This window comes from Campylobacter concisus (assembly GCF_002913945.1).
GTDB lineage: Bacteria > Campylobacterota > Campylobacteria > Campylobacterales > Campylobacteraceae > Campylobacter_A > Campylobacter_A concisus_P.
On record NZ_POZK01000019.1, the window covers coordinates 42,742 to 65,808 of the forward strand.

The window sequence follows — 23,067 nt, forward strand, 5'->3', positions numbered from 1 at the left end:
CCAAGTTAAAAGGCGACTTGGCAAATTTTTATTTTTTTAGATAGTAGGTAGTTCCATTTGAAAAGCGTTTTTCATAAGCTGGAGTGTAAGGCACAAGATCGGCGTGCCCAGCATAAAGCCTACCATCTGGCTTAAGCAATTTATGAAGTCTCTCAACACATTTTAATCTAAAATCATCATCAAAATAGATCATCATATTTCTTGAAAGCACGATATCAAATTTTCCTAGATTAAAAATAGCATCATCAAAAACATTTAAAATTTTAAACTCACATCTTGGTAAAATTTCTTTTTTTATCTTAAATTTATCATCGACTTTTGTAAAAAATCTCTCTTTTTGAAAATCGCTTAATCTGTGCAAGCTCCTCTCACTAAAAATACCATTTTGACAGCTTGCTATGGCTTCTGAGTTTATATCTATACCTACGATTGAAATTTCATGCTGTTTAAATCCCATCTCATAAGCAAGCATTGCAAGCGAATATGACTCATCTCCAGTAGAGCAAGGAGCACACAAAATTCTAGCTCCTCCAAGCTCCTTTGCGTAATATATCACATCTTTAAGTTGAGGCAACTCTCTATAAAAATAAGTCTCATTTACAGTTACTAAATTTAAAATGTCTTGTCGTAAGCTTGAGTTATATCTTATCATCGAAACAAGATCTTTAAAGCTTTTTATTTGGCGATCTCTAATAAAAATGGTAATTCGCTGCAACGTAATATCTCTTTTTGGCTCCAGATCAACTCCGCAAAGAGTTTTGATAACGTTCATAAATTCATTAAAACTATCCATATCTTGTGAAGTATTTGTTTGCATTGTTTTTGTATCTTTCGCTTCATTAGTTAATAGCATTTAAAAAATCCTCCAGCTCTTTTTTTATCATAGTTAGATTTAATGATTTTAAGCTTTGATTTAGCTCTTTTGCACGTTTTGGCATACCATAAACTATCGCGCTCTCTTCATTTTCAGCTATACATTTTGCTCCAGCCTTATAAAGCTTATCAAGCCCAGATGCACCATCATCTCCGATGCCAGTTAGCAAGATAGCTAAGACATTTGCGCTCTTGCAAATTCCAACTCCAGATTTAAACAACACATCAACATTTGGCGTATATATGGTCTTTTCTTCTGTATTTGGCTTTGCACTGATTGGTAAATTTGGCGACACCACCACATTTTGTTCGCAGACATATACGGTATTTTCTTTTAAAATTTTCCTCTCATTTAAAATTTCAACATCCAAGCCACACTCTTTTCCGATTTGCATAGCAAAAGAGTTTATAAACATTTTATTCATGTGCTGGGCTATCACGATGATGGCTCCATTTAGTTTTACGTTTTTTAGTAACTTTTTTAAATGTCCAGGCCCGCCAGTAGATGCCCCTATTAATATTAATTTTTGTGCCACAAATAGCCTTTAAAATTTTAATTTAATATTTAGCTTACGCCACTTTTTTGTATATCGTCAATATCCCTACCACTCTTTATATGCCTTGCTAATTTTTAAGCAAATTTATAGATCATTTCTTTGTGATCTTATATAAAAAGCTAAAAATTTCAGCAACAGCTTTATATAAATTTGGTGGAATTTCTTGATCAACTTCAACCTTGCTTAAAATTTCAATAAGATCAGGATCCTCTTTGATCGGTATATCATGTTCTTTTGCAAGATCAATTATTCTATTTGCTATCTCACCAGCGCCACTAGCCAGCACTCTTGGAGCATTATCTTTAGATCTGTTGTAGCCAAGAGCTACTGCTTTTTTCTTATTTACTTGCATTAAATTTTCTTATCAAAGCCCACATCAAGGCCACCAAATTTTTTAAATCTATCATTTAGCTTTACTTTTGACAAAGTTTTGATATTAAAGTTTGAAACTATGAGTCCAAGCTTTGATATTGCTTGTTTTAATTCACTAGAGTTTGAAAGGATTAGCTCCTTAAACTCATTTGTTTGCGTAGCTACCGAAAGATCAATGTATCTTTTATCAATAAGTCCAACCATCACATTTATCTGTCCAAATTTCTTAAAATTTAGATCGATCTGAGCGTAAAATTTATCCTTTTTGCCTTGCTTAAATGCGATATTTCCACCCTCAACGCCGTCCCAAATATAAGGCATATAAGTTTGAATCCCGCCTTGAAGGCTTGATATCATTTGATGCATCTCGATCTGCGAAATCATCTTATTTGCGGCATTTACGCTTTGCGGGTTTTGACTCTTTTCACTGATATTTAAAAGCGTACTTTTTATATCTTGGCTTAGCACTTTTGAAATTTCGTTGCTATTTTTAGTTGTAATATTATTTATATCGTTTGTAGCGAGATTTAGTTGTTTTAAAAGCGCCTTGCTCTCACTTAGCTCATTTTTAGCCAAACTTGCCTTAGCATCAGCAAGACTTAGGCTATGAGCAAGACGCCTCGCCGCACTTTGGAGCTTATCTTGCAAGCTACCATCCTTTGAAACATCGCTCATCTCATTAAACGCCTTTACAAGCCCTGCTTCATCACCTATGTTATTTAGCGTTTTTAGATCGTTTTTTATGCTATCAAGGATAGTTTTTAGCTCTTTGTGATTTTGACTAAAACCAAAATTTTGATTTAGCTTTTCATTTGCCAGGCTTGTGACTTTCTCGCTTAAATTTGAGATGAAATTTTGTATTTTGCCTATTTGATTTTTTACTAGCTCGCCATTTTGATCTTTTGAAAAATTTTTATCCAAAAATTTAACCACACTATCAAGCTTATCAACATCTTTTAAAAGCTTTTTTATGTTTGAGTTATCAAGAATGTTTTTTGCGTCATTGCTCGCTTTCTCAAGTATAGAAGCAAGCTTTGAAAAAGAGTTTTGATTGTCTAATTTTTCATCGTTTAGAGTTAAAACTTGATTTAGCAAATTCCCGCTTGAGAGATTTTTTATATCACTTAGTAGCTTCTGAACCGAGCTTGGAAGCTTCTCTGGGCTAAGTGCGTCTTTTAAATTTGCTTCAAGCATTACGCCTGAGTTTTTGATCTGATCATTTAGTGAGCCGGCTTTTAGATCGGCTATTGGTTTTAGAAATTCTTTTAGCTTTAGTGCAAGGCTCTTTATCTCAGGGCTTTCATTTTGGGTTGCTTCAGCCTCTAAGCTTTTTGCAAGGTCTGATAGCTCGCTGGCTAAATTTGGAGCGATTTTCGTATCTTTTGCCTGAGATAAAATTTGTTCAGCCTTGCTAAGACTTGAAGCACTTTTTAGATCATCAAGTACTCTTGCAACGAGTTTTCCAACATTATCAAGTGTCTCTGAAATGCTCTGCTCACTAGGCGTTTGTACGCTTGGCTGATTTTTAAAAAGCGAGCCTTCATTTTTACGAACTGGCACATTTTGAGTAGTATTTTGCCCAGTTTGAACCGAAGTGTTTGATATATTCAAAGAATTTCCTACGTTCATTTTTTACTTTTTATTTTTTCTATCGGCAAAATTTCCATTTTGCTCAATAGTAGCTATGCCAGCCGTCCTTGCAACGAGCCTGTCGTTATACTCTTTTCTCATGTGCTGTGGTATTGTCTTTTGCGTTAGTGCAAATAAAATAAGTCCAGCAAAAAGCACCAAATAAACATAGATAAAGCCAAATGCTCCAAAAATTTTCATCGCATAGCTCATAAGAAGCGGCGAAAAAAGTGAAGCCAAAGAGTAGCTAAATAGCAAAGCACGTGCGACTTGCACACTCTTTGTCTTGTCTGTGATCTCATCATTTGCCCTAGCCAGAGAAAGTCCATATGTGCAAAAAATTCCAGCTCCAAAAAAGAATGAAAGCAGATATTCAATCGTCAAATTTTTGCCATTTAGCAAAAACAAAACCGCACTTATTAAAGCCACGCTACTACAAAGCAAAATAGCTGGCCTTCTACCATATCTATCAGAGAAACTACCGATAAAAACTTGAGCCAAAAAGCCTCCAATCATCGCAACCGTCATAAAAAAAGATGCCTCTTTTGTGCCGTATCCTTGAAGCAAGACAAAAAGGCTTGCCATCGAAAAAAAGCCATTTATCGCTAAGCCTGCAATGAGCGCGCCAACAAGAGCAAGCGGAACGATACCAAAAATTTTTGGGATATTTATGGGCTGACGCTCTGGGATTTGAGGCTGATTTATACGGATCAAATTTAATGGAATGCTTGAGAGCATGATAAAAGCTGCACTTATAATGAAAATTTCAAAGGTATTAAGATCAAGCGCTAAGATCAAAATGCCAAGTCCAAAACTCGTGTAAAAAACGCCTTCATAAAAGGCTATCACGCGAGATCTTATTTTGTTTGGAATTTTTGCATTTAGCCAGCTTTCTATAACCATCAGAAGCGCGTAGTAGCAATATCCCAAAAATGCACGCAAGATCGCCCAGAATACTAAATTTTGATTTACCGCATGAAGCATAGCTGAGACTGCAAAAATGGCTGAAAAGATGGCAAATGCTCTGATGTGGCCAGTAGTTGAGATGACTCTGTGAGCTGTAATGGTGCTAATTAACGCGCCTACAAAAAAGCCTGTATTGATTAATCCGATCTCTAGCTCGCCCACTCCATTTTGCTTAAGAAGTGCGCTACAAGATGCGATGACTAGGCCATTTCCGATAAAAAGCAAACTCATGCCCAAAAATAGCGGTCCCATCGAGCGGATGATCCTAAAGCTACTTGCCATCAGTATCCTTTGTGGTATTAAACTTATTCTCCATAAGCCCAAAAATAAATGCGCCAATTGGCATCGGAGCAAGCCCCACTAAAAAACCAGATACATTTAGCAAATTTTCATTTTTTAAAAAAATAAATCCAAAAAAAAGTATCGCATAAGCTACCAAGCGGTAAGGCATAAAGGCTGCTGCGAAACTTTTATCTTTAAATGAAAATCTCTGCTTTTTTAGCCTTACTTTTTCTTCTTTTAGGCTAAATTCTTTTGCCTCATTCTGGGGCAAAATTTCTTCATCCTCTTCGTCCTCTTCTTCTATCTTGGCTAAAATTTCATCTCTTGCATTTTCTAGCCGAGAATTTATGCGGTTTTTATAGGCAAAAAAGCTAGCCGTTAAGATGATAAGCGAGGCAAAAAATGAAATTTGCGAGCTTATAAAAAATTGATTTGATATAAATTTGCCAACCACGCTAAGAGCTAGCCAAAGCGCAAAATAGCAAATCAAAAGCCTACTAATCGTCCTCATCATCGTCTTTTGTGTAGCCTTTGTATCTGCTTTCATCTTTTAGCTCATCTAGGCTTTTTATCTGCGCTTTGTAAGCTTTATAGACATTTAAAATAGCAGCTGCGATGCCAATAGCAAAGCCTATCCAAAGAGCTGGTGTAAAATTTGTAGCCTTTTTTACAAGATATCCTAGTCCAGTGCCGATAACCACAGCCACAACCATCGATATGCCAAGGCTTAGCTGCTCAGCACCTACTACTATATCTTTTACTTTTAGCTTTGCCATTAGGCTTTTATCTCCAAAAATGCTTCCTTAGCTGCGTTTATAGCTAGATCAATGTCAGCTTCAATCATTGCATCGCAGATAAATCCGGTCTCAAACTGGCTAGGTGCAAGATAAATTCCGCGTCTAAGCATCGCTTGGTGAAATTTAGCAAAGAGCTTTGTGTCGCTCTTTAACGCATCGTCGTAGTTTTTCACAACGTGATCTGTAAAAAAGTAGCCAAACATCGAGCCACGAACATCAGTTTGGATGGTGATACCAGCACTCTTTGCAGCCTCTTTAAAGCCAGCCATTAGTTTTAGGGCAAGCTTTTCGAGTCTGGCGTATAAATTTACGTCGTTATTTATCTTAGAAATCGCCGCTATACCAGCGCTCATCGCCACTGGGTTGCCACTTAGCGTGCCTGCTTGATATACAGCGCCATCTGGGCTTAAGCAGTCCATTATCTCGGCCTTGCCACCAAATGCAGCGACGTTCATGCCTCCGCCTATAACCTTACCAAATGTGATGAGATCAGCGTCCACCTCGTGAAATGGATATGAGCCAAGGCGAGAAGCTCTAAAGCCGCTCATAACCTCATCAAGAATGAGCACAGCACCAAATTTATCGCAAAGTACTCTAAGCTCCTCTAAAAATTTCTTATCAGCTGGCACAAGTCCCATGTTTCCAGCGATAGGCTCGATTATGACGACACCTATTTTGTCTTTGTTATTTTCAAAAATGGCTTTTACGCTTTCTATATCGTTATAAACTGCTAAATAGGTGTTTTTCACAACATCTTGTGGCACGCCGCTGCTTGAAGCGTTGCCGTATGTCGTTGCGCCACTTCCTGCTTTGATAAGAAGTGCGTCGCTGTGTCCGTGATAGCAGCCTTCAAATTTTATTAGTCCGTCTTTTTTAGAATATCCTCTAGCCACTCTTATCGCGCTCATAGTGGCCTCTGTGCCAGAGCTAACGAAGCGAATTTTATCTATTTGTTTAAACTCATCACATATTAGCTTTGCAAGAGCGGTCTCTTTTGGAGAAGGGGCGCCGTAAGATACGCCTTGTTTTACAGCAGAGATGATCGCCTCTTCTATATCTTTGTCGCAGTGGCCAAATATGAGCGGTCCCCAGCTTTGGATAAAGTCAAGATATTTTTTACCCTCGACATCGTATAGATAAGCTCCCTTTGCGTGATCGATCATTACAGGCTCGCCTCCAACGCTGCCAAATGCACGAACAGGTGAATTTACGCCGCCTGGGATATATTTTTTAGCTTCGCTAAATGCCTCTTTATTTGTCATTTTTTATCCTTTTGATTTTGTGTTTTTAAATTTGTCTTTTGATTATCTTTTTGATTTGTTACTGGTTTTACTGGCGACTTTGGTGCTTGCGTAGTAGCGGTTTTTGCTGACTCAGCTGGCTTAGCTGTGGTAGTTTTAGCTGGTTCTGCTGGTTTTGTAGCAGGGGCGGCTTTGGCAGATTGCTCTGGCTGTTTTTGCGTCGTATCAGCAGCAACTGGCTTGGTTAAATTTTGCGTTTTTGCCGCCTTTGCAGGAGTTTTCATCTTATTTGTGATGTACTCATAAAGGATGGTTGTCTCCTCATCTGTCAAAAAATAACTTGGCATGACACCTTTTGGCTTTGTTAAAGCGGCTTTAAAGCTCTCAAAATCTATATCATTTATCCTTGGAGCTCTTAGCTCATCATCAACCGTTTTGTTTGTCTTTTTGTCAAAATGCTTGTATTTGGATATCAGACTACCCTCGCCCTTTGCACCGTGACATTTGTCGCATCCTATGCCACGTGGATTTAGGTAGAGCATCTTGGCGTACTCGGTCTTTGTAATAAAGTCAGCACCAAAAATCGCTATACAAAAAAGCAAAATCAAAAAAACAGACCGCATAAACCTCTCTTTTAAAAATTTAATTTAATTTTAGGTATGATACCACCCTTGTGATTAAAAAAGCTTTTAAATAAGGATCCAATATGAAAATTTTAGACGGTAAAGCCGTATCTTTAAAGGTCAAAGAAAGCGTAAAAGTAAGAGCCGAAGAACTAAAAAAATTTGGCGTAGAGCCTACATTGGCTGTTATCCTAGTGGGCGAAGATAAAGCATCTCAAACATACGTTAGAGCCAAAGAGAAAGCCTGCAACGAATACGGCATAAAAAGCGTAGCTCACCGCCTAAGCGAAAATACAACCCAAGCAGAGCTTCTAGCACTTATAAATGTGCTAAATTTAGACGATAGCATCCACGGCATCTTAGTGCAGCTACCACTTCCAAAGCATATAGATACAAACACCGTTTTGGCAATGATCGATCCAGCAAAAGACGTAGATGGCTTTCACGCTGTAAATGTTGGAAAACTTGTTAGTGGATTAGATGGATTTGTGCCTTGCACACCGCTTGGAGTTATGGAAATTTTAAAAGAGTATGGCATTGACGTGGCTGGGCTAAACGCGGTTGTTATAGGTAGAAGCAATATCGTTGGAAAGCCTATGGCAAACTTGCTTTTAAACGCTTCAGCAACCGTTACGATCACTCACAGCAAGACTAAAAATTTAAAAGAAATTTGCAAAAACGCTGACCTCATCGTCGCAGCCATTGGTAAGCCCTTTTTCTTAAAGGCTGATATGGTAAAAGATGGCGCAGTGGTCGTTGATGTGGGTATAAATAGACTTGATGATGGCAGACTTGTAGGCGATGTGGACTTTGACGAGGTCGCACCAAAATGCTCATACATCACGCCTGTTCCTGGCGGCGTAGGTCCGATGACGATTGCGATGCTTTTAAATAACACAATCCTTGCAGCCCAAGCTAAGATAGCTAGCCATAAAAGAGCGTAATAATGAAAAAATTTTTTACTAAATTTTATGACTTTTGCTCGAGCTGGACAGGCACTGTCATCATCGTGCTTTTTGTTATATTTTTCATAGCTCAAGCCTTTGTTATCCCGTCTGGTTCGATGAAAAACACGCTTTTAGTTGGTGATTTTTTATTTGCAAAAAAATTTGTTTATGGCATACCAACACCAAGAATTCCATGGCTTGAGGTAAAAATTTTACCCGAGCTAAATGACAATGGGCATCTCATCACAGGCGATGGTCCGGCAAGAGGCGATATAGTCGTCTTTCGTTATCCAAAAGATGAAAAGACCCACTTTGTAAAACGCTGCTTTGCCACAAGCGAAGATGAGATCGTCTTTACTGAAAAAGCCCTATATCTACGCCCAAAAGAGGGAGATAGCTTCATAAAGGCAAACTGCCGTGAAAATTTAAATGGTAAAGAGAGCAAATTTGACTACTCATGTAGCGATATAGCCGAGCTTGATGGCAAACTTTTCATAAAAGAGCCATATAGATTTAGCGGCATCCACTATGACGAAAATGTAAATTTATTTGAGCAGATGATTTTCATGCTAAATACAAACAAAGATAGTGTTTTTATGAAGCCAGTACTATTTAGCTCACTACCGCAAAATCCAAATTTTAACCTTAATGCATTTTACGTCAAAGTACCAAAAGATGAATACTTCATGATAGGCGACAACCGCGATCACTCAAATGATAGCCGTTTTTGGGGAAGCGTGGCTTACAAGGACATAGTCGGAGAGCCTTGGTTTATATATTTTAGCTGGGACAGCAACTACAATGTGCGCTGGGAGCGTATCGGACGCTTTGTAGATACGATAGAAAATGATGAATTTTTCACTAACAAAGCTCTAAAAGAAGGCGAAGTAGATGGACTTCACTAATTTCGACCCCATCAAAGTCGCCACTATCGTCATCTCTTTAATAGTCGCTATCGTCGGCCACGAGATCGCTCACGGATATGTCGCTTATAAATTTGGTGACAACACTGCAAAAAGCCTTGGCAGGCTTAGCATAAACCCTATAAAACATATTGACCCAGTTGGCACTATCATCGTGCCGCTGGTGCTTTACCTAAGCACTGGTATGATGTTTGGCTGGGCAAAGCCAGTGCCTGTAAATACCTACACAGTCGTGCGAAATGGCGGCTACAAGGCAGCTATATACGTAAGTCTAGCTGGCATTTGCTACAACGTCATCTTAGGCATCTTGTCGCTTTTTGTGTTAAAGGCTTTATTAAATATAGAAACCTTTGAAATTTTACTTCAGTTTTTATTTACGCTTGCGCTTTTAAATTTGATGTTAGCCATCTTTAACCTCTATCCGATCCCACCACTTGATGGCTTTCACGCAGTTCAGTACGCACTTAGAAATTTTGGCTTTCATGCACTGGCTGAAAAGCTTGAGGGCATCTCGCGATATGGCTTTGTCATCCTTATCATCATCCTTGTTTCGCCTTTAAAAGATACTATCTTTTATCCGACAAGATACGTTTTAGATATCGCAAGCGCCTTTATAAATGGCTAAATTTAGAGCAAATTTGCTCTAAATTTTTGGCTTTGTGATCTTGTAAGAGTACTCTTTTTTAAATTCCTCTTTTGGCGCAAGGCTAAATTTAAGCTTCACCTTGCCATCTTTGCTGATATCTTTTTTATCAAAGCCTTTTACCTCGACCTTTACCGCCTCATCAGCAGAGACTGGCACACGCTCCACCAAAGTGATATCAACGCTCTTACTTGAGTTATTTTTGACACTTATCTCATAGCCCTCTTCGCTTATTCGCTCTTTGCCAAGAAGCGAGCTCTTTTTAAATTTATTTAATCGCTCTTTTTTAAGCTCGATTAGCTCGTTTTGTCCTAAAAATAGCTGAGAGGGCTCATCTTTAGCTTTTATCTCAAATTCGCTTGGACTACCAACACTCACGCCATTAACGTAAAACTGCGTTTTAGCTGGCGTTAGATCATCATTTAGCTTAAAGCTAGCCACATTATATGATTTTAGCGAACCGTAAAAATCAGCAAAAACGCTAAAATTTGCGTCCATTTTTTGTGTGTCATAAGTTATATATTTGCTCTCGCCTTTTGCTAAATTTATCCCATCTATCTTCCAAATTTTGGCAAATTCATTCTCATCTCTTTGCACACGCATATCAGCGACCTCAGCAGTGACTTTCGCAGCTCTTAGCATATTTTTTGAAGCGCCGTAACCATCAGCCTCTACCTCACTCTCCTCATACCAAGGGTAGAACTTGCTTGGAGCAAGCGCCTTTTGGTATCTAGTCGGATAGATGGCGAGTTTTAAATTTTTAACATCACTTGCAAAAGGATTAGTGAGCAAAATTTCTTGTTTTATCAAGATATTTTTGTTTTTTGTGTCTGCATAAATTTCATTTAGCGTCTTTGGGGCCTCGTCATCCATATATGAGAGCATCGCCTCTTTTGGACTGCAAGCAAATTTCATATCAATCTGCAAAAATCCAGCCATCTCGCTCTTTGGCTCATTTTCTTTAAGCGTTTCAAGCTCACTTTTAGCAGCTGAGATTTTTTCGATATTTTCTAGGCTAAATTTATAAAACTCATCAGCTCTTTTTGTCACATCGTTACTTTTGTTTTCTCCTATCAAAGCTTGCTCTATAAACCTACCTCTTGCATTTAGCGCCTCAAGCTTGCTACTTAAATTTGCAACTTCCTGCTTCCATTTTATGTAACTTGGACTATTTTCTTTGCTGATCTTTTTTAGATTAGCATTCACGTCACAATCACCATTTATAGTGATGCTCTCACTCTGCACACCCTCTGGCACAAAGGCGCTAAAAGAGCTATTTGCGTCGCTAAATTTTTGAGTGATTATGGTTTGATCTGTATAGATCTCTATCAAATTTTCATTTGCAAAGGCTAGCACTGAAGCCATTAAAAAGAGCGTCTTTTTCATATTTTTCCCTTTTAAGAATTTCACAAATTATAGCCTTTTATCATATGCAAGCAAAATTTTATTTTAATGCAACTTTCACTATAATCTGCAAAAAATTTATTGGATTTTTCATGAAAATAGATAAAATTTTTATCGCTTGCGATCACGCTGGAGTAGAGCTAAAGGCAGAGCTAAAAGAAGTCATAAAAAAGCTTGGACATGAAGTCATTGACCTTGGCACGAATGACAAAAATAGCGTTGATTACCCTGATTATGCGCATTTGCTAGCGAGCAAGCTTGAGCCTGACTGCTACGGCGTGCTCATTTGTGGCACAGGTATCGGCATCTCAATCGCTGCAAACAGGCATGAAAACGTAAGGTGTGCCCTTTGTCACGACGAATTTACCGCTAGACTTGCGAGAGAACATAACGATGCAAATGTTATCGCTTTTGGCGCAAGAGTGATCGGTGCTGGCGTTGCCACAGCAGCACTTGAAACATTTTTAAAGACAGAGTTTGCAGGCGGCAGACACGAAAGAAGAGTTAAAAAAATAGAGCTTGAGGAAGCCAAATGATAGGCGAGTGGATCGTTTTTACCGCTCTTGTTTGTGCTGCGATCTACCTAACTGTTATGGTTTTTTACTTCAAAACGCTTCTAAAAAAAGAGCGTGCGACAAAAGATTTTATGAAAAATAACCTCCAAGACACCGAGGTCGTCATAAGAAAATTTCAGATCCAACTTCAGCGAAGCCTCGGTAACATCGACATCTTAACAGACGAGCTAAACAAAACTAAAAACGACGTGACCTCGCTTCGCACAAGAAATTCCCAGTACCGCTTAGAAAATGACAAGCTAAGACAACGCATACGTGAGCTTGAAGGCAAAATCGAAGCGCTACTTTAACATCAAATTTAAGGAAATTTATGAAAATTTTAGATCAAAAAGGCAAAGAATTTTTACTAAACTCTATTCGCTGCATAAACGACTTTCCAAAGCCTGGCATAGTCTTTCGCGACATCACGACACTACTAAACAACAAAGAAGCATTTAACTTTTTGATAGATCATTTAGTGGCGAGATATGAGGGTGCAAATATCGACTACATCGCTGGTATTGAGTCTCGCGGTTTCATCTTTGGCGCGGCGCTTGCAGCAAGGCTAAGACTGCCTTTTGTGCCTATTCGTAAGCCAAAAAAACTGCCTTTTATCACGCTTTCTCAAAAATATAGCCTAGAGTATGGCGTCGATGAAGTTCAAATTCACATCGATGCTTTTGGAGAAAAAGCGGGCGCTAGAGTGCTTTTGATGGACGATCTCATAGCCACTGGAGGCACTGCAAAGGCTTCAGTTGAGCTTATCAATCAAACTAACGCAACCTGCGTAGAGGCGTGCTTTCTCATAGATCTAGTTGATCTAAAAGGTAGCGAAAAGCTAAAGTCGCTTACTAAAATTTACAGCGTTTTAGAGGTTTAGAATGGAAGAGTTTTTTATAGAACTGCTTAAAGAGTACGGCTACATCATACTTTTTGTCTGGTGTATCATGGAGGGCGAGATGGCCTTAATAATGGCTGGAATTCTCGCTCACACCACGCACATGCACATAGCACTTGCTATCTTTGTTGCTGGACTTGGAGGCTTTGTGGGAGATCAAATTTACTTCTATCTTGGCCGTTACAATAAAAAATACATCGCAAAAAGGCTTCACACGCAGCGGAGAAAATTTGCAGTGGCACACATAATGTTGAAAAAATACGGCTGGCCGATCATCTTCTTGCAACGCTATATGTACGGCTTTCGCGTCATCATCCCGCTTTGCATAGGACTTACTGGTTATGATGCTAAAAAATACGCCTTTATAAATTTAATCAGCGCTTGGTGCTGGGCGGCGATCACCACCATACCTGCTTGGATACTTGGCGAGCATATATTAGTGCTACTTCAAAAAGCAAAAGAGCACTGGTACGTCGCTATCCCAGTGGTTGCTATATTTATGGGGCTTTTGATATATACATTTAAGCGCATCGAAAATAAAATTTTGAACGAAAGGAGAGACAGAAGACATGCAGTTTCAAATAGTTAATAAAAAATTAAAAGATATAAAAGCTGATATTGAACTAATTTTCGTAGTAGATAAGGACTTAAAACATAAATTTATAGGCGATAAAGAGGCTATTAAATTTAATAATTACAAAGGCGATAGCGTCCTCATCCTAAGTGAGGCAAAAAGGGCTTACGTGCCACTTTCTAAGCTTGATCTTGACGAGCTTAGAGTTGCAGCTGCTAAAGCTTATAACGCGCTAAAATCACTAAATATTAAGAGCATAAAGCTAGCTTCTTACGTAGCGCAGTGCCAAAAACTAAGCTTTGAAGCGCTAGCTGAGGGCTTTTTACTTGGAAGTTATGAATTTAACAAATACAAAGAGAAAAAAGAGAAATATACCCTTAAAGAGATCATCTTTTCTACTGAAGAATTTGCTGGCAAAAAGGTCGATCTAAAAGCCGCGAGTGAGGGCTTTAAAGAGGCAGAGATAATAGCAAATGCTACAAATTTCGCAAAAGATATCGTAAATGAAATCCCAGAAATTTATACACCACAAAAGATGGCCGAGGATGCGCAAAATTTAGCCAAAAATATCGTAAGCATAAAGTGCGAGGTCTATGACGAGAAATTTCTAGCAAAAGAGAATATGAACGCATTTTTGGCGGTAAATCGCGCAAGCGTGCATAAACCAAGGCTCATTCACCTAACCTACAAGCCTAAAAAGTCTAAAAAACGCATCATCTTTGTCGGCAAAGGCCTAACATACGATAGCGGCGGCCTTAGCCTGAAGCCAGCTGATTATATGCTAACAATGAAGTCAGACAAAAGCGGCGCAGCAGCAGCTCTTGGCATCATAAAGGGTGCGGCGGAGCTAAATTTACCATTTGAAATTCACGCCATTTTGGGTGCGACTGAAAATATGATCGGTGGCAACGCCTATAAGCCAGATGATGTGCTTATTTCAAGAAGTGGCGTTAGTATAGAGGTGAGAAACACCGACGCAGAGGGACGTTTGGTGCTGGCTGACTGCCTAAGCTACGCGCAAGACTTTAAGCCAGACATCCTAATCGACATGGCGACCCTAACTGGCGCTTGCGTCGTGGGGCTTGGCGAGTACACAACTGGCATCATGGGCAACAGCGAGAGCCTAAAAAGTGAGTTTAAAAACAAGATAAAAGATAGTGGCGAACTAGCGACTATGCTTGATTTTAACCCTTATCTTAGCGAGCTTATCAAAAGCCAGATCGCAGACGTTAGCAACTGCGCCTCAAGCAGATATGGCGGCGCGATCACAGCTGGCATGTTTCTAGCTAAATTTATCAAAGATGAGTATAAAGATAAGTGGCTACACCTTGATATCGCAGGTCCAGCATACCGCGAAAAGGCTTGGGGATACAACCAAGCAGGTGCGAGCGGGGCTGGCGTTAGGATGAATTTATACTTTTTACAAGCACTTAGCAAGGAGAATTGATGGGACTTTCAGTTGGAATAGTAGGCCTACCAAATGTGGGTAAATCAACGACATTTAACGCACTTACAAAGGCGCAAAATGCCGAGAGTGCGAACTATCCGTTTTGCACTATCGAGCCAAACAAAGCCATCGTGCCAGTGCCTGATAAACGCCTAAATGAGCTTGCAAAGATAGTAAGTCCTAATAAAATTCAATATTCAACTATCGAATTTGTCGATATTGCAGGTCTTGTAAAAGGGGCGAGCTCTGGCGAGGGGCTTGGCAATAAATTTTTATCAAACATCAGAGAAACCGAGCTTATTTTACACATAGTTCGCTGCTTTGAGGATGAAAACATCACCCACGTCGAGGGCAGCGTCGATCCAGTAAGAGACATCGAGATCATCCAAACTGAGCTGATACTAGCTGACATCGAGCAGTTAAATAAAAAGATAGAAAAGCTTACAAGAGAGGCAAAAGCAAACGCAAAAGGTGCTAAAGAGGCGCTTGAGATAGCAAATTTACTCCTTGCTCACCTAAATGAAGGTAAAAGTGCAAGCAGCTTTGAGCAAAGAGATAGCGAGGCATTTTTAGCACTAAACAAAGAGCTAAGACTTCTAAGCGCAAAAGAGGTAGTTTATGGCGCAAACGTCGATGAAGAAGGGCTTAGTGAAGATAATAAATTTGTAAAAGCGCTAAAAGAGTACGCAAAAGCCTCAGATCACGAGGTGATCAAGCTTTGCGCTAAAGTAGAAGAGGAGCTAATCGGACTAAGCGATGAGGAGGCTCACGAGTTTTTAGCCTCTCTTGGCACGAGTGAAAGCGGCCTTGAAAAGATCATCAAAACGTCTTTTGCAAAGCTAAATTTGATAAGCTATTTCACCGCTGGCGTCGTTGAAGTAAGAGCTTGGACGATCACAAAGGGCTGGAAAGCACCAAAAGCAGCAAGTGTCATCCATAACGACTTTGAGCGTGGCTTTATCAGAGCTGAAGTGATAAGCTACGACGACTATATCGCACATGGCGGCGAAAACGGAGCCAAAGAGGCTGGTAAGATGAGGCTTGAGGGCAAAGACTACGTCGTACAAGATGGCGACGTGATGCACTTTAGGTTTAATGTTTAATTTTAGCCCTCTTTTGGGCTAAATAGTCAAAATTTATACATAAAAATATTTAAGTCTTGGGATGTAAGACGATTTTAAACTTCCTTATTATAGTTGATAAAAATTCTTTTGAAAAATATACTAAGCTATATCGTCTTATTAATATCTTTATTGATACATAAACTTCTCTATACAAGCAATGATGTAAATGCTATCAGCTCTGTAATATCGATATGGGTTTTATAAGTAAAGATAATAACTTGATTACAGAGGTTGATGGCTTAATGAAGAACACAATTAAAGCAAGAAAGATTTCGATAGATAAAATAATGTATTCATCATCTTTTACAAACTTTTAAATCTATAATATTTTTTAAAGACTATATAAAACTTACAACCAAAGTCTAAGCAAATAAGACACCAGCCAAGTAAGGTATAAAAATTTTACTTATATACCTAGCATATTTATTTTATAAGCCCGATAGTCTCAGCAAATTTAAGCTCTTTATTTTCAAAGAGATTGTATTCAATCGCATCTTTTTCGCTAAGTATCACGATAGTTGAGCCAAGCTCGAAATTCCCAAGACGTTCGCCCTTTTTGATATGTAAATTTTCATACTCGTAAATTTGTGTAAAATTTGCCATCGCATTTGTCTGTATACGCTCATCAAAACAAAATTTCATCTTTCCGACATTTAGCGCACCTACAAAAACAAGCCAAAGTTTCTTACCATTTTTTATCTCACAAGATAGCGCTACGCGTTCGTTCTTTGTATAAAGGCTGTCTACTTTTGCAAGCCATTTCGCAGCCACACTGTAAAGTTTACCCGGAATATATATGGCTTTTTTAATGGCAATATCGCAAGGCGCATGATAATGATGATAATCTTTTGGACTAAGATAGATATTTGCAAAGTCATATTCGCCCTCAAGCTCACTCTGTCCCAATAGTTCACTTACACTATACTCCATGCCTTTTATGCTAAAGGCCTTTAGTTCCTTTGTGCTACCAAAACTAAGACAAGTACCATCAACTGGGCTTATAAACATCTCATCTGCTGTATCAAAATCTCTTGGCTTTATGAGCCTTCTAGTAAAAAGCTCATTTAAATTTTTATATTCATTCGCTGGCTTAAACTCGCTCATATCTATCTTAAACAGCTTTATGTAAAAAGAATTTACGGCCTCTTGAAGTGGTTTGTAAAAGTTAATCCTTGCAACCTTTCCAAAAATTTGAGAAAACAGATTGTCTTTATTCATTTTATTCCTTACTTAAGTTTAATATTGCAATCTCACTTGGAGCAAAAATTCTAACAGGAGGCCCCCAAAATCCAGCGCCGCTACTAACATAAGCTTGCATTTTATCATTAATCTTATAAAGCCCATGTAAAAAACCCTGATCCAGCAAAACTAGGATACTAAAAGGGAAAATTTGTCCAGCATGCGTGTGGCCGCAAAGGACTAGATCGACATCTTTTTGCATAGTTTTTATAAATTTTGGCTGATGAGAGAGTAGGATGGTCGGCAAATTTGGGTCACATCCTGCTAGCGCTTCGTCTAAATTTGGCTCTAAATTTTTAAATCTTATGCCAGCTAGATCATAGACCCCAGCTAAATTTATGCCAGCTATTTTTTCATTTTTATTGCCAAGTATCCTAATGTCAAGAGCGCGAATTTTTTCTAGTATCCCATCAACTCCGTGGTAGTATTCGTGATTGCCAGGGACATAAAAGGTGCCGTAGGTGCTTTTAAGATTTTTTAATGGATCTAAAAAATCACCTATAAGTTCAGCTCTCATATCAACCAAGTCGCCAACTATCACCACCAGATCTGGTCTAGCTAAATTTATCTCTTTTACAAGCTCAGCCACAAAATCCTTCTGCAAAAACTCGCCAATGTGCACATCGGTTATCATAGCTATTTTTAGATCACTTTGTAAATTTTTTATTTTTATACTAATCTGTCTGATCTTTGGCGGAGTAAGTGCATTAAAAATTCCTTTCAAAAAGCAAGCAACTAAAAAAATGACAAATGTCACATCAAAGCAAAATTTAATAAATTTTCGTCTTGTGGGATTAAAACGCGCTTTTGAGCAAACGGATCTAACAATATCATAAAACAAACTAACACCAAATAAAAATAAAGAAAAACCAATGAGAGTTCCTGCTATCAAATATAGCTCTATATTTAAAAAAGAAAATCTTAGTTGAAGAACAAATACAAACTCAAGCACACTAATAATGTAGAAGAATATGCGAATTTTTTTAAGATGTGGAGTAAAAAAAGATACCTTTTTTATAAAACGTTTATATGAGTATAAATTTGTAAAAACACTAAAGATAAATGCCCCAATAATGATCCGAAAAAGTCCCAAAATATCTCCTTGAAAACAAAGATTATATTTTATATTTTTAAATTTACATTATAAATTTTATTAATTATTTAGAACAATTTGTAGTGCTAAACCGTATGATTTTATAATTTAAATTTATAAAAATAATTATTAAAAGGTATTTGCTTTAGGATAATAACTAAAAGATAAAATTTGGAATTTAAAAATAAAAAGGTGGGAAAACTCCCACCTTAAAAAAGATTACTGGACTTTGCCAGATTCAATTCTTTCTTTATAGATTTTGCGAAGTTTTCTAATGTCGTTCTTAACTTCGAATACACCATGCCAGTGTGAGTAGTCAGGACCACCCATTAGAGCGCCTTGTCTCATACGACGACCTTCGTGGTGCCACATATGATAGTAGATATCTTGGAATTCATCTTCCCAAGCATCTGCAAGTAGTAAGTTTTTAGCTTTCAACTCTTCAAGCATCTTAGTTGCTTCAGCATTGTAAACATTATAAAGCTCTACTTGCTTATCACCCATAATGAAGAAGTTATCTGTATGAGTTGATGTATGGCAAGCTTTACAAACTAGCTTCATCTCAGCTCTTGCTGCTTCTGGTCCATTTGGATGACCTGCAAGTGGCGTTCCTATGGTTAGTTTGCCAGTTTTTTCGTAAACAACAGCAGCTTGTTCATCACCAGCTGTTCTTAGCTTACTGCTGACGCCCCATAGGTTCCATTTTAGTCTTCTTGAAACATTGTGAGTTGTTGTTGTTTCACCAACACCACTCATGTGGCAAGCTGCACAAGTTGGAGCTCTAAAGTCTGGTACATCCCATGTATCAGGAGCAGCATCAAAATTCCATTTGTGAGCTTCGCTATTATAGATATGTCCGTGCATTGAGTTGTTAAAGATCTCAATATCTGGGTGATCAGGTCCAAGGTGGCAAGATGCACAAGCAGCTGGTTTTCTAGCTTCAGCTACGCTAAATGTGTGCGCGCTGTGACATGATTTACAGTTACCTACGCCACCATCTGGATAAACATTGCCTATACCATAGTTTGGCCAAGTCTCTTTTGTAGGTTTGTGATCAGCGTCTAGTTTGATGACGGTTCCGTGGCACTGTGTACAACCAGTAGCGTCTGGAGCCATTTTGTATTCTGGATGATCCATACCTTCATAGTGATACATTAGTTTTACCATCGCAGGGTTAGCATACATTTGCATAGCAGCTCTTGCGTGACCGCTCTTTACTAGTTCATCAACTTCGTTTTCGTGGCACTTAGCACAAGTTTTTGGGCTAACTAGCATTGAAACATGGTTGTTAGAATCTTTTGGATGCACCTTAACTGAAGCCATAGGATTATCTGCATTTACAGAGTGGCAATCCATACAACTTACGCCAACGTGAGCGTGGCGACTATTTTTCCAATCGGCAACTATGCCGGGTGTCTCTTTAGCGTGGCACTCAACACAGCTTTTTGATAAGTCTGACATCTTGTGAGCAACTTTAATGTTTTTTACAACATTAAGGTTTAAAGCGTCAGATTTATTTGCATCCATGTTTGCGGCAAAGCCAAAAGACATTAGACAGGCTAATAACATTAGCGACTTTTTAAACATCTCTCCTCCTTACTTGGTTTTATTGTTTTCTTGTTTTTTAATTGCTTCAAATTTATCGATTTGTAGTCCTAAATTCTTGTGACCAACGTGTTCGTGGCAGTCAACACATGATTTTTTATTAGGATTTCCAAGAACGAAATAATCTCTATGTGGCAAGAATGATTTACCAGCTTGAATAACATTTTTTAAATTTGAGTGACAAGTCAAACATCCACTATCATAGACGAAATGAGATGCATGCTCACGTTTTTTTCGCCAGTCGATCTTGTCAGTATCTGTAAAAAATGTCTTATAACCATCGTTTATCGATACTTTAAGTTTTGTAAGTACATAGGTATAGGCACTTGTATGATTTAGGTGACAGGCTGAACATTCAGCTTTTATGCCAAGCTTGTTATTGCCGCCGTGTACATCTTCATGATATGCAGCATTCATAGGATCCATCGTGTGACAAATGGTACAGATGTAGCCACTACCAGTTGCATGAAGTGCATCAGCAATACCCATAGACGCAATAAGTCCGATCACAATGCCGATAATAACAGATGACCAAACAAAAAATTTCTTCTTAACTTCAGCCAAAACTTCCTCCTGAATTTATCAATATATCGTAAATTTTTACGAAAATTTTAAGTGAATGTTATCTAAAAAAATATAAATTTTTTCTTTAAGTAAATAAAAATATTTATTTGATATTAACTTTCAATAAGAATAAATTTCTTGCAGTCCACCCACATCTTTTTCCAAAATTTGGTTCTTTTCATCAAGTTTAACTAAACCATTTGTTTTAAATTTATTTAAAATTCTCGAAAAAGTTTCTGGAGTCATATTAAGTATTGATGAAATTTTTGTGTGTTTTAGCTCGTTAAATAAATCTTCATGATCTAAAATAAACTTAGCCACTTTTTCTTCTGAGCTTAAAATTAACTCTTGATGAAGTAGATTTGTTGTAATTCTTATCTTTTCGGACATTGATTTTAAAAATTTCATACAAATTTCTGGTTTTATTAAAAATTCAGCCGCGAATTTTTCATAATTTATCTTTAACACCTCGCCAGATATGGTAAAAATGGCACTAGCTGGGTAGACAATATTTTCAAAATTTACGACTTCAGCTACAAAATTCATAGGTGCTAACTGATGAATAAAAATTTCTTTTCCGTTTGCCGTGGTTTTATAAAGCTTAACAGAGCCACTTATTAAAAATATTAACCATTTTGGCTCCTCACCTTCTATAAATAAAAATTCACCCTTTTTATACTTTTTTACGACACTTATGGCTTCAAGTTTGGCTAAATCTTCTTCGTTTAAGCCTTGAAAAAATGGGATTTTCTCTATCATATTTTCACTCGCCTTTTTAAAATAAAAAACATTTTAGCATATAAAAATAAGATAAATTTTAATAGATTTTCAAAGGGAATTTTCCCTTTGAATTTATGAAATTATTTTTTAAGTAGATCTCTAATCTCAGTTAAAAGTACAATGTCAGCTGGAGTTTCAGGCTCTACTGGAGCTGGCTCCTCTTTTGGTAATTTATTTTTAAGTGTATTTAAAGCTTTAATGACGCAGAAAATACAAAATGCGATTATTAAAAAATCAACCATTGTTTGTATAAATGAGCCATAGTTTATCGTAACAGCAGGCACTCCCTCTACCGCTTCTTTTAGTGTAAGCTTAAGATCAGTAAAATTTACACCACCAGTTAAAACACCAACAACTGGCATGATAACATCACCAACTAGTGATGAAACGATCTTTCCAAACGCGCCACCTATAACAACACCAACAGCCATATCTATGACATTTCCGCGCATCGCAAATTCTTTAAATTCGCTTATAAAACTCATTGTTTCTCCTAAAAATGTTAAATTTTTGTTCGGATTTTATTCAAGAAATGCTTTGCTTCGGCTAAAAAAATCAAATTACATAACTTTAAATTTATCAAGCTGGTGTTATAATCCAAACTCAAAATTTAACGTAAGGAATGAGCTTATGTATCGTTTTGCACCCTCTCCAACAGGAGATATGCACATAGGAAATTTACGTGCCGCTATTTTTAATTATATTTGTTCTTTGCAAGATAAAAGTGGCTTTATTTTACGCATAGAAGATACCGACAAAGAGCGAAATATTAAGGGAAAAGAGAAAGATATCTTAGAAATTTTAAGCAAATTTGGCATAAAACCAGAGCAAATTTATATTCAAAGTGAAAATTTAAAATTCCACAGGCAGCTAGCTTCAAAGCTCCTCATTAACAAAAAGGCCTTTGCTTGCTTTTGCACCGAAGAAGAACTCGAGGTAAAAAAACAAAAAGCAAAAGAGCAAGGCGTGGCATATAGATATGACGGCACCTGCGAGAGGCTAAGCGATGCTGAAGTTTTAAACTGCGAAAAGCCCTTTGTCATCCGCATGAAAAAACCAACACGCACGATGAGTTTTACAGATGCGATCAAAGGCGAGCTAAGCTTTGAGCCAGACGCTGTTGATAGCTTTGTCATCATGAGAGCGGACAAAACTCCAACTTACAATTTCGCCTGCGCAGTCGATGATATGCTTGAGGGCGTGACCTTTGTCATACGTGGCGAGGATCACGTGAGCAACACACCAAAGCAAGATCTCATACGAGAAGGCCTTGGCTACACCGGCAAGATGAATTACGCTCATTTACCTATACTTTTAAATATTGAAGGTAAAAAAATGAGCAAGCGCGAGAACGAATCAAGCGTAAAATGGCTCTTTGAGCAGGGATTTTTACCTGAGGCGATCGCAAACTATTTGATACTTCTTGGTAACAAAACTCCGACTGAAATTTTTACCATCGAAGAGGCGGTGAAGTGGTTTGATATAACCAAAATTTCACGCTCTCCAGCTAGATTTGACGTGAAAAAACTTGAGCAGATAAATAGAGAACATATCAAGCTTGCTTCAAAAGAGCGTATAAAAGAGATCTTTGGCGTGGATGATAACAAGGTTGAGCTAGTTAAATTTTACACTCAAGAGAGCTCCCTAGTGCCTGAGATAAAGGCAAAAGTAGAGGCTATATACTCACCAAAAATAGCTCCAGATGAGTACAAAAACGAATTTGAGATCATAAAAAAAGCAGCTCGTAATTTAAAAGCTTGCGAAATATTTGATGAGTTTAGAAAAGAGCTTATGAGCGCTACAAATTTAAAAGGTAAAAACTTTTTCATGCCACTACGTGCGCTGCTTACAAACGACCTTCACGGCCCTGAGCTAAGCGAGCTCTATCCTCTTATCAAAGATGATCTGGCTAAAATTTTAATCTAGGAGCAA

Annotated in this window: 25 protein-coding genes and 1 pseudogene; 10 read left to right on the top strand and 16 right to left on the bottom strand. The window is 37.9% G+C overall.

What is annotated here, in order from left to right:
• Window positions 1-28: 28 nt before the first annotated feature.
• The 9 genes and pseudogenes from CYP64_RS04375 to CYP64_RS09975 form a co-directional block, all read right to left on the bottom strand.
• A complete protein-coding gene (locus tag CYP64_RS04375; protein ID WP_103648825.1) occupies window positions 29-853 on the bottom strand; it encodes a CheR family methyltransferase in 825 nt (274 codons plus the stop codon).
• On the bottom strand, window positions 840-1,409 hold the full coding sequence (locus CYP64_RS04380; RefSeq protein ID WP_021090732.1) for a CheB methylesterase domain-containing protein: 570 nt from the start codon (window positions 1,407-1,409) through the stop codon (window positions 840-842). Before CYP64_RS04380 ends, CYP64_RS04375 begins: the two co-directional genes overlap by 14 nt.
• Window positions 1,410-1,521: 112 nt before the next feature.
• On the bottom strand, window positions 1,522-1,782 hold the full coding sequence (locus CYP64_RS04385) for a FlhB-like flagellar biosynthesis protein (RefSeq protein WP_021090972.1): 261 nt from the start codon (window positions 1,780-1,782) through the stop codon (window positions 1,522-1,524).
• Complete coding sequence (gene fliK, locus CYP64_RS04390; protein WP_181001685.1) at window positions 1,782-3,413, bottom strand: flagellar hook-length control protein FliK; 1,632 nt, start codon at window positions 3,411-3,413, stop codon at window positions 1,782-1,784. Before fliK ends, CYP64_RS04385 begins: the two co-directional genes overlap by 1 nt.
• A gap of 21 nt (window positions 3,414-3,434) precedes the next feature.
• Window positions 3,435-4,679 carry an MFS transporter gene (locus CYP64_RS04395; RefSeq protein WP_084040818.1) on the bottom strand — a complete coding sequence of 415 codons (1,245 nt, stop codon included), beginning with the start codon at window positions 4,677-4,679 and terminating at the stop codon, window positions 3,435-3,437.
• Window positions 4,669-5,226 (bottom strand): hypothetical protein, encoded by a 558-nt coding sequence (locus CYP64_RS04400; RefSeq protein ID WP_258032937.1) that lies wholly within the window; start codon window positions 5,224-5,226, stop codon window positions 4,669-4,671. Before CYP64_RS04400 ends, CYP64_RS04395 begins: the two co-directional genes overlap by 11 nt.
• Window positions 5,177-5,455, bottom strand: coding sequence for an AtpZ/AtpI family protein (locus CYP64_RS04405; RefSeq protein WP_054196341.1), 279 nt, complete (start codon window positions 5,453-5,455; stop codon window positions 5,177-5,179). The genes CYP64_RS04400 and CYP64_RS04405 overlap by 50 nt, the downstream gene beginning before the upstream one ends.
• Entirely contained in the window at window positions 5,455-6,738 is a 1,284-nt protein-coding gene (hemL, locus tag CYP64_RS04410; RefSeq protein ID WP_103648828.1) for a glutamate-1-semialdehyde 2,1-aminomutase, read from the bottom strand. The genes CYP64_RS04405 and hemL overlap by 1 nt, the downstream gene beginning before the upstream one ends.
• A gap of 266 nt (window positions 6,739-7,004) precedes the next feature.
• Window positions 7,005-7,340: pseudogene (locus CYP64_RS09975) on the bottom strand (c-type cytochrome); the annotation flags it as partial.
• 83 nt (window positions 7,341-7,423) lie between these two features.
• Here CYP64_RS09975 and folD point away from each other — a divergent pair.
• Genes folD through CYP64_RS04430 form a run of 3 tightly spaced genes read left to right on the top strand, consistent with a single transcriptional unit; the run spans window position 7,424 to window position 9,835 of the window.
• On the top strand, window positions 7,424-8,284 hold the full coding sequence (gene folD, locus CYP64_RS04420) for a bifunctional methylenetetrahydrofolate dehydrogenase/methenyltetrahydrofolate cyclohydrolase FolD (RefSeq protein WP_103648830.1): 861 nt from the start codon (window positions 7,424-7,426) through the stop codon (window positions 8,282-8,284).
• Window positions 8,285-8,286: 2 nt separating this feature from the next.
• Entirely contained in the window at window positions 8,287-9,192 is a 906-nt protein-coding gene (lepB, locus tag CYP64_RS04425) for a signal peptidase I (protein WP_103648831.1), read from the top strand.
• A complete protein-coding gene (locus CYP64_RS04430) occupies window positions 9,179-9,835 on the top strand; it encodes a site-2 protease family protein (protein ID WP_103648832.1) in 657 nt (218 codons plus the stop codon). Before lepB ends, CYP64_RS04430 begins: the two co-directional genes overlap by 14 nt.
• A gap of 18 nt (window positions 9,836-9,853) precedes the next feature.
• Here the strand turns inward: CYP64_RS04430 and CYP64_RS04435 are convergent, their stop codons facing one another.
• On the bottom strand, window positions 9,854-11,239 hold the full coding sequence (locus tag CYP64_RS04435) for a DUF4139 domain-containing protein (protein ID WP_103648833.1): 1,386 nt from the start codon (window positions 11,237-11,239) through the stop codon (window positions 9,854-9,856).
• 110 nt (window positions 11,240-11,349) lie between these two features.
• Between CYP64_RS04435 and rpiB the strand changes: the two genes are divergently transcribed.
• Genes rpiB through ychF form a run of 6 tightly spaced genes read left to right on the top strand, consistent with a single transcriptional unit; the run spans window position 11,350 to window position 15,833 of the window.
• A complete protein-coding gene (gene rpiB / locus CYP64_RS04440) occupies window positions 11,350-11,793 on the top strand; it encodes a ribose 5-phosphate isomerase B (protein ID WP_103648900.1) in 444 nt (147 codons plus the stop codon).
• Window positions 11,790-12,122, top strand: coding sequence for a hypothetical protein (locus CYP64_RS04445; protein WP_002939538.1), 333 nt, complete (start codon window positions 11,790-11,792; stop codon window positions 12,120-12,122). The genes rpiB and CYP64_RS04445 overlap by 4 nt, the downstream gene beginning before the upstream one ends.
• A gap of 20 nt (window positions 12,123-12,142) precedes the next feature.
• Window positions 12,143-12,691 (top strand): adenine phosphoribosyltransferase, encoded by a 549-nt coding sequence (apt, locus tag CYP64_RS04450; protein WP_103604695.1) that lies wholly within the window; start codon window positions 12,143-12,145, stop codon window positions 12,689-12,691.
• A 1-nt stretch (window position 12,692) separates the two neighbouring features.
• Window positions 12,693-13,298: a DedA family protein gene (locus tag CYP64_RS04455; protein WP_021083652.1), complete on the top strand. Its 606-nt coding sequence runs from the start codon at window positions 12,693-12,695 to the stop codon at window positions 13,296-13,298.
• Window positions 13,279-14,730 carry a leucyl aminopeptidase gene (locus CYP64_RS04460; RefSeq protein ID WP_103648834.1) on the top strand — a complete coding sequence of 484 codons (1,452 nt, stop codon included), beginning with the start codon at window positions 13,279-13,281 and terminating at the stop codon, window positions 14,728-14,730. Before CYP64_RS04455 ends, CYP64_RS04460 begins: the two co-directional genes overlap by 20 nt.
• Entirely contained in the window at window positions 14,730-15,833 is a 1,104-nt protein-coding gene (ychF, locus tag CYP64_RS04465) for a redox-regulated ATPase YchF (protein ID WP_103648835.1), read from the top strand. The genes CYP64_RS04460 and ychF overlap by 1 nt, the downstream gene beginning before the upstream one ends.
• Before the next feature lie 444 nt (window positions 15,834-16,277).
• On the opposite strand, the gene CYP64_RS04470 is transcribed toward ychF, so the two are convergent.
• The 6 genes from CYP64_RS04470 to mscL form a co-directional block, all read right to left on the bottom strand.
• Window positions 16,278-17,072: a phosphatidylserine decarboxylase gene (locus CYP64_RS04470; RefSeq protein ID WP_103648836.1), complete on the bottom strand. Its 795-nt coding sequence runs from the start codon at window positions 17,070-17,072 to the stop codon at window positions 16,278-16,280.
• A 1-nt stretch (window position 17,073) separates the two neighbouring features.
• Complete coding sequence (locus CYP64_RS04475) at window positions 17,074-18,186, bottom strand: metallophosphoesterase (protein WP_103597356.1); 1,113 nt, start codon at window positions 18,184-18,186, stop codon at window positions 17,074-17,076.
• Window positions 18,187-18,405: 219 nt separating this feature from the next.
• Complete coding sequence (locus CYP64_RS04480; RefSeq protein WP_103597355.1) at window positions 18,406-19,773, bottom strand: multiheme c-type cytochrome; 1,368 nt, start codon at window positions 19,771-19,773, stop codon at window positions 18,406-18,408.
• Window positions 19,774-19,782: 9 nt separating this feature from the next.
• Entirely contained in the window at window positions 19,783-20,355 is a 573-nt protein-coding gene (locus tag CYP64_RS04485) for a cytochrome c3 family protein (RefSeq protein ID WP_009294580.1), read from the bottom strand.
• Window positions 20,356-20,475: 120 nt separating this feature from the next.
• A complete protein-coding gene (locus CYP64_RS04490) occupies window positions 20,476-21,114 on the bottom strand; it encodes a Crp/Fnr family transcriptional regulator (RefSeq protein WP_087585620.1) in 639 nt (212 codons plus the stop codon).
• 101 nt (window positions 21,115-21,215) lie between these two features.
• Window positions 21,216-21,620 carry a large-conductance mechanosensitive channel protein MscL gene (mscL, locus tag CYP64_RS04495; protein ID WP_103648837.1) on the bottom strand — a complete coding sequence of 135 codons (405 nt, stop codon included), beginning with the start codon at window positions 21,618-21,620 and terminating at the stop codon, window positions 21,216-21,218.
• 145 nt (window positions 21,621-21,765) lie between these two features.
• Here mscL and gltX point away from each other — a divergent pair, with 145 nt between their 5' ends.
• Entirely contained in the window at window positions 21,766-23,061 is a 1,296-nt protein-coding gene (gene gltX, locus CYP64_RS04500) for a glutamate--tRNA ligase (protein WP_103648838.1), read from the top strand.
• Window positions 23,062-23,067: the final 6 nt, after the last annotated feature.

What these genes read in the sequence shown, in the direction of transcription:
- CYP64_RS04490 (WP_087585620.1), bottom strand. Translation starts at nt 21,114, where the DNA reads ATGATAGAGAAAATCCCATTTTTTCAAGGCTTAAACGAAGAAGATTTA.
- lepB (WP_103648831.1), top strand. Translation starts at nt 8,287, where the DNA reads ATGAAAAAATTTTTTACTAAATTTTATGACTTTTGCTCGAGCTGGACA.
- CYP64_RS04470 (WP_103648836.1), bottom strand. Translation starts at nt 17,072, where the DNA reads ATGAATAAAGACAATCTGTTTTCTCAAATTTTTGGAAAGGTTGCAAGG.
- CYP64_RS04395 (WP_084040818.1), bottom strand. Translation starts at nt 4,679, where the DNA reads ATGGCAAGTAGCTTTAGGATCATCCGCTCGATGGGACCGCTATTTTTG.
- CYP64_RS04460 (WP_103648834.1), top strand. Translation starts at nt 13,279, where the DNA reads ATGCAGTTTCAAATAGTTAATAAAAAATTAAAAGATATAAAAGCTGAT.
- CYP64_RS04405 (WP_054196341.1), bottom strand. Translation starts at nt 5,455, where the DNA reads ATGGCAAAGCTAAAAGTAAAAGATATAGTAGTAGGTGCTGAGCAGCTA.
- CYP64_RS04430 (WP_103648832.1), top strand. Translation starts at nt 9,179, where the DNA reads ATGGACTTCACTAATTTCGACCCCATCAAAGTCGCCACTATCGTCATC.
- apt (WP_103604695.1), top strand. Translation starts at nt 12,143, where the DNA reads ATGAAAATTTTAGATCAAAAAGGCAAAGAATTTTTACTAAACTCTATT.
- mscL (WP_103648837.1), bottom strand. Translation starts at nt 21,620, where the DNA reads ATGAGTTTTATAAGCGAATTTAAAGAATTTGCGATGCGCGGAAATGTC.
- folD (WP_103648830.1), top strand. Translation starts at nt 7,424, where the DNA reads ATGAAAATTTTAGACGGTAAAGCCGTATCTTTAAAGGTCAAAGAAAGC.
- CYP64_RS04445 (WP_002939538.1), top strand. Translation starts at nt 11,790, where the DNA reads ATGATAGGCGAGTGGATCGTTTTTACCGCTCTTGTTTGTGCTGCGATC.
- CYP64_RS04375 (WP_103648825.1), bottom strand. Translation starts at nt 853, where the DNA reads ATGCTATTAACTAATGAAGCGAAAGATACAAAAACAATGCAAACAAAT.
- CYP64_RS04480 (WP_103597355.1), bottom strand. Translation starts at nt 19,773, where the DNA reads ATGTTTAAAAAGTCGCTAATGTTATTAGCCTGTCTAATGTCTTTTGGC.
- CYP64_RS04435 (WP_103648833.1), bottom strand. Translation starts at nt 11,239, where the DNA reads ATGAAAAAGACGCTCTTTTTAATGGCTTCAGTGCTAGCCTTTGCAAAT.
- CYP64_RS04455 (WP_021083652.1), top strand. Translation starts at nt 12,693, where the DNA reads ATGGAAGAGTTTTTTATAGAACTGCTTAAAGAGTACGGCTACATCATA.
- ychF (WP_103648835.1), top strand. Translation starts at nt 14,730, where the DNA reads ATGGGACTTTCAGTTGGAATAGTAGGCCTACCAAATGTGGGTAAATCA.
- hemL (WP_103648828.1), bottom strand. Translation starts at nt 6,738, where the DNA reads ATGACAAATAAAGAGGCATTTAGCGAAGCTAAAAAATATATCCCAGGC.
- rpiB (WP_103648900.1), top strand. Translation starts at nt 11,350, where the DNA reads ATGAAAATAGATAAAATTTTTATCGCTTGCGATCACGCTGGAGTAGAG.
- CYP64_RS04400 (WP_258032937.1), bottom strand. Translation starts at nt 5,226, where the DNA reads ATGAAAGCAGATACAAAGGCTACACAAAAGACGATGATGAGGACGATT.
- gltX (WP_103648838.1), top strand. Translation starts at nt 21,766, where the DNA reads ATGTATCGTTTTGCACCCTCTCCAACAGGAGATATGCACATAGGAAAT.
- CYP64_RS04385 (WP_021090972.1), bottom strand. Translation starts at nt 1,782, where the DNA reads ATGCAAGTAAATAAGAAAAAAGCAGTAGCTCTTGGCTACAACAGATCT.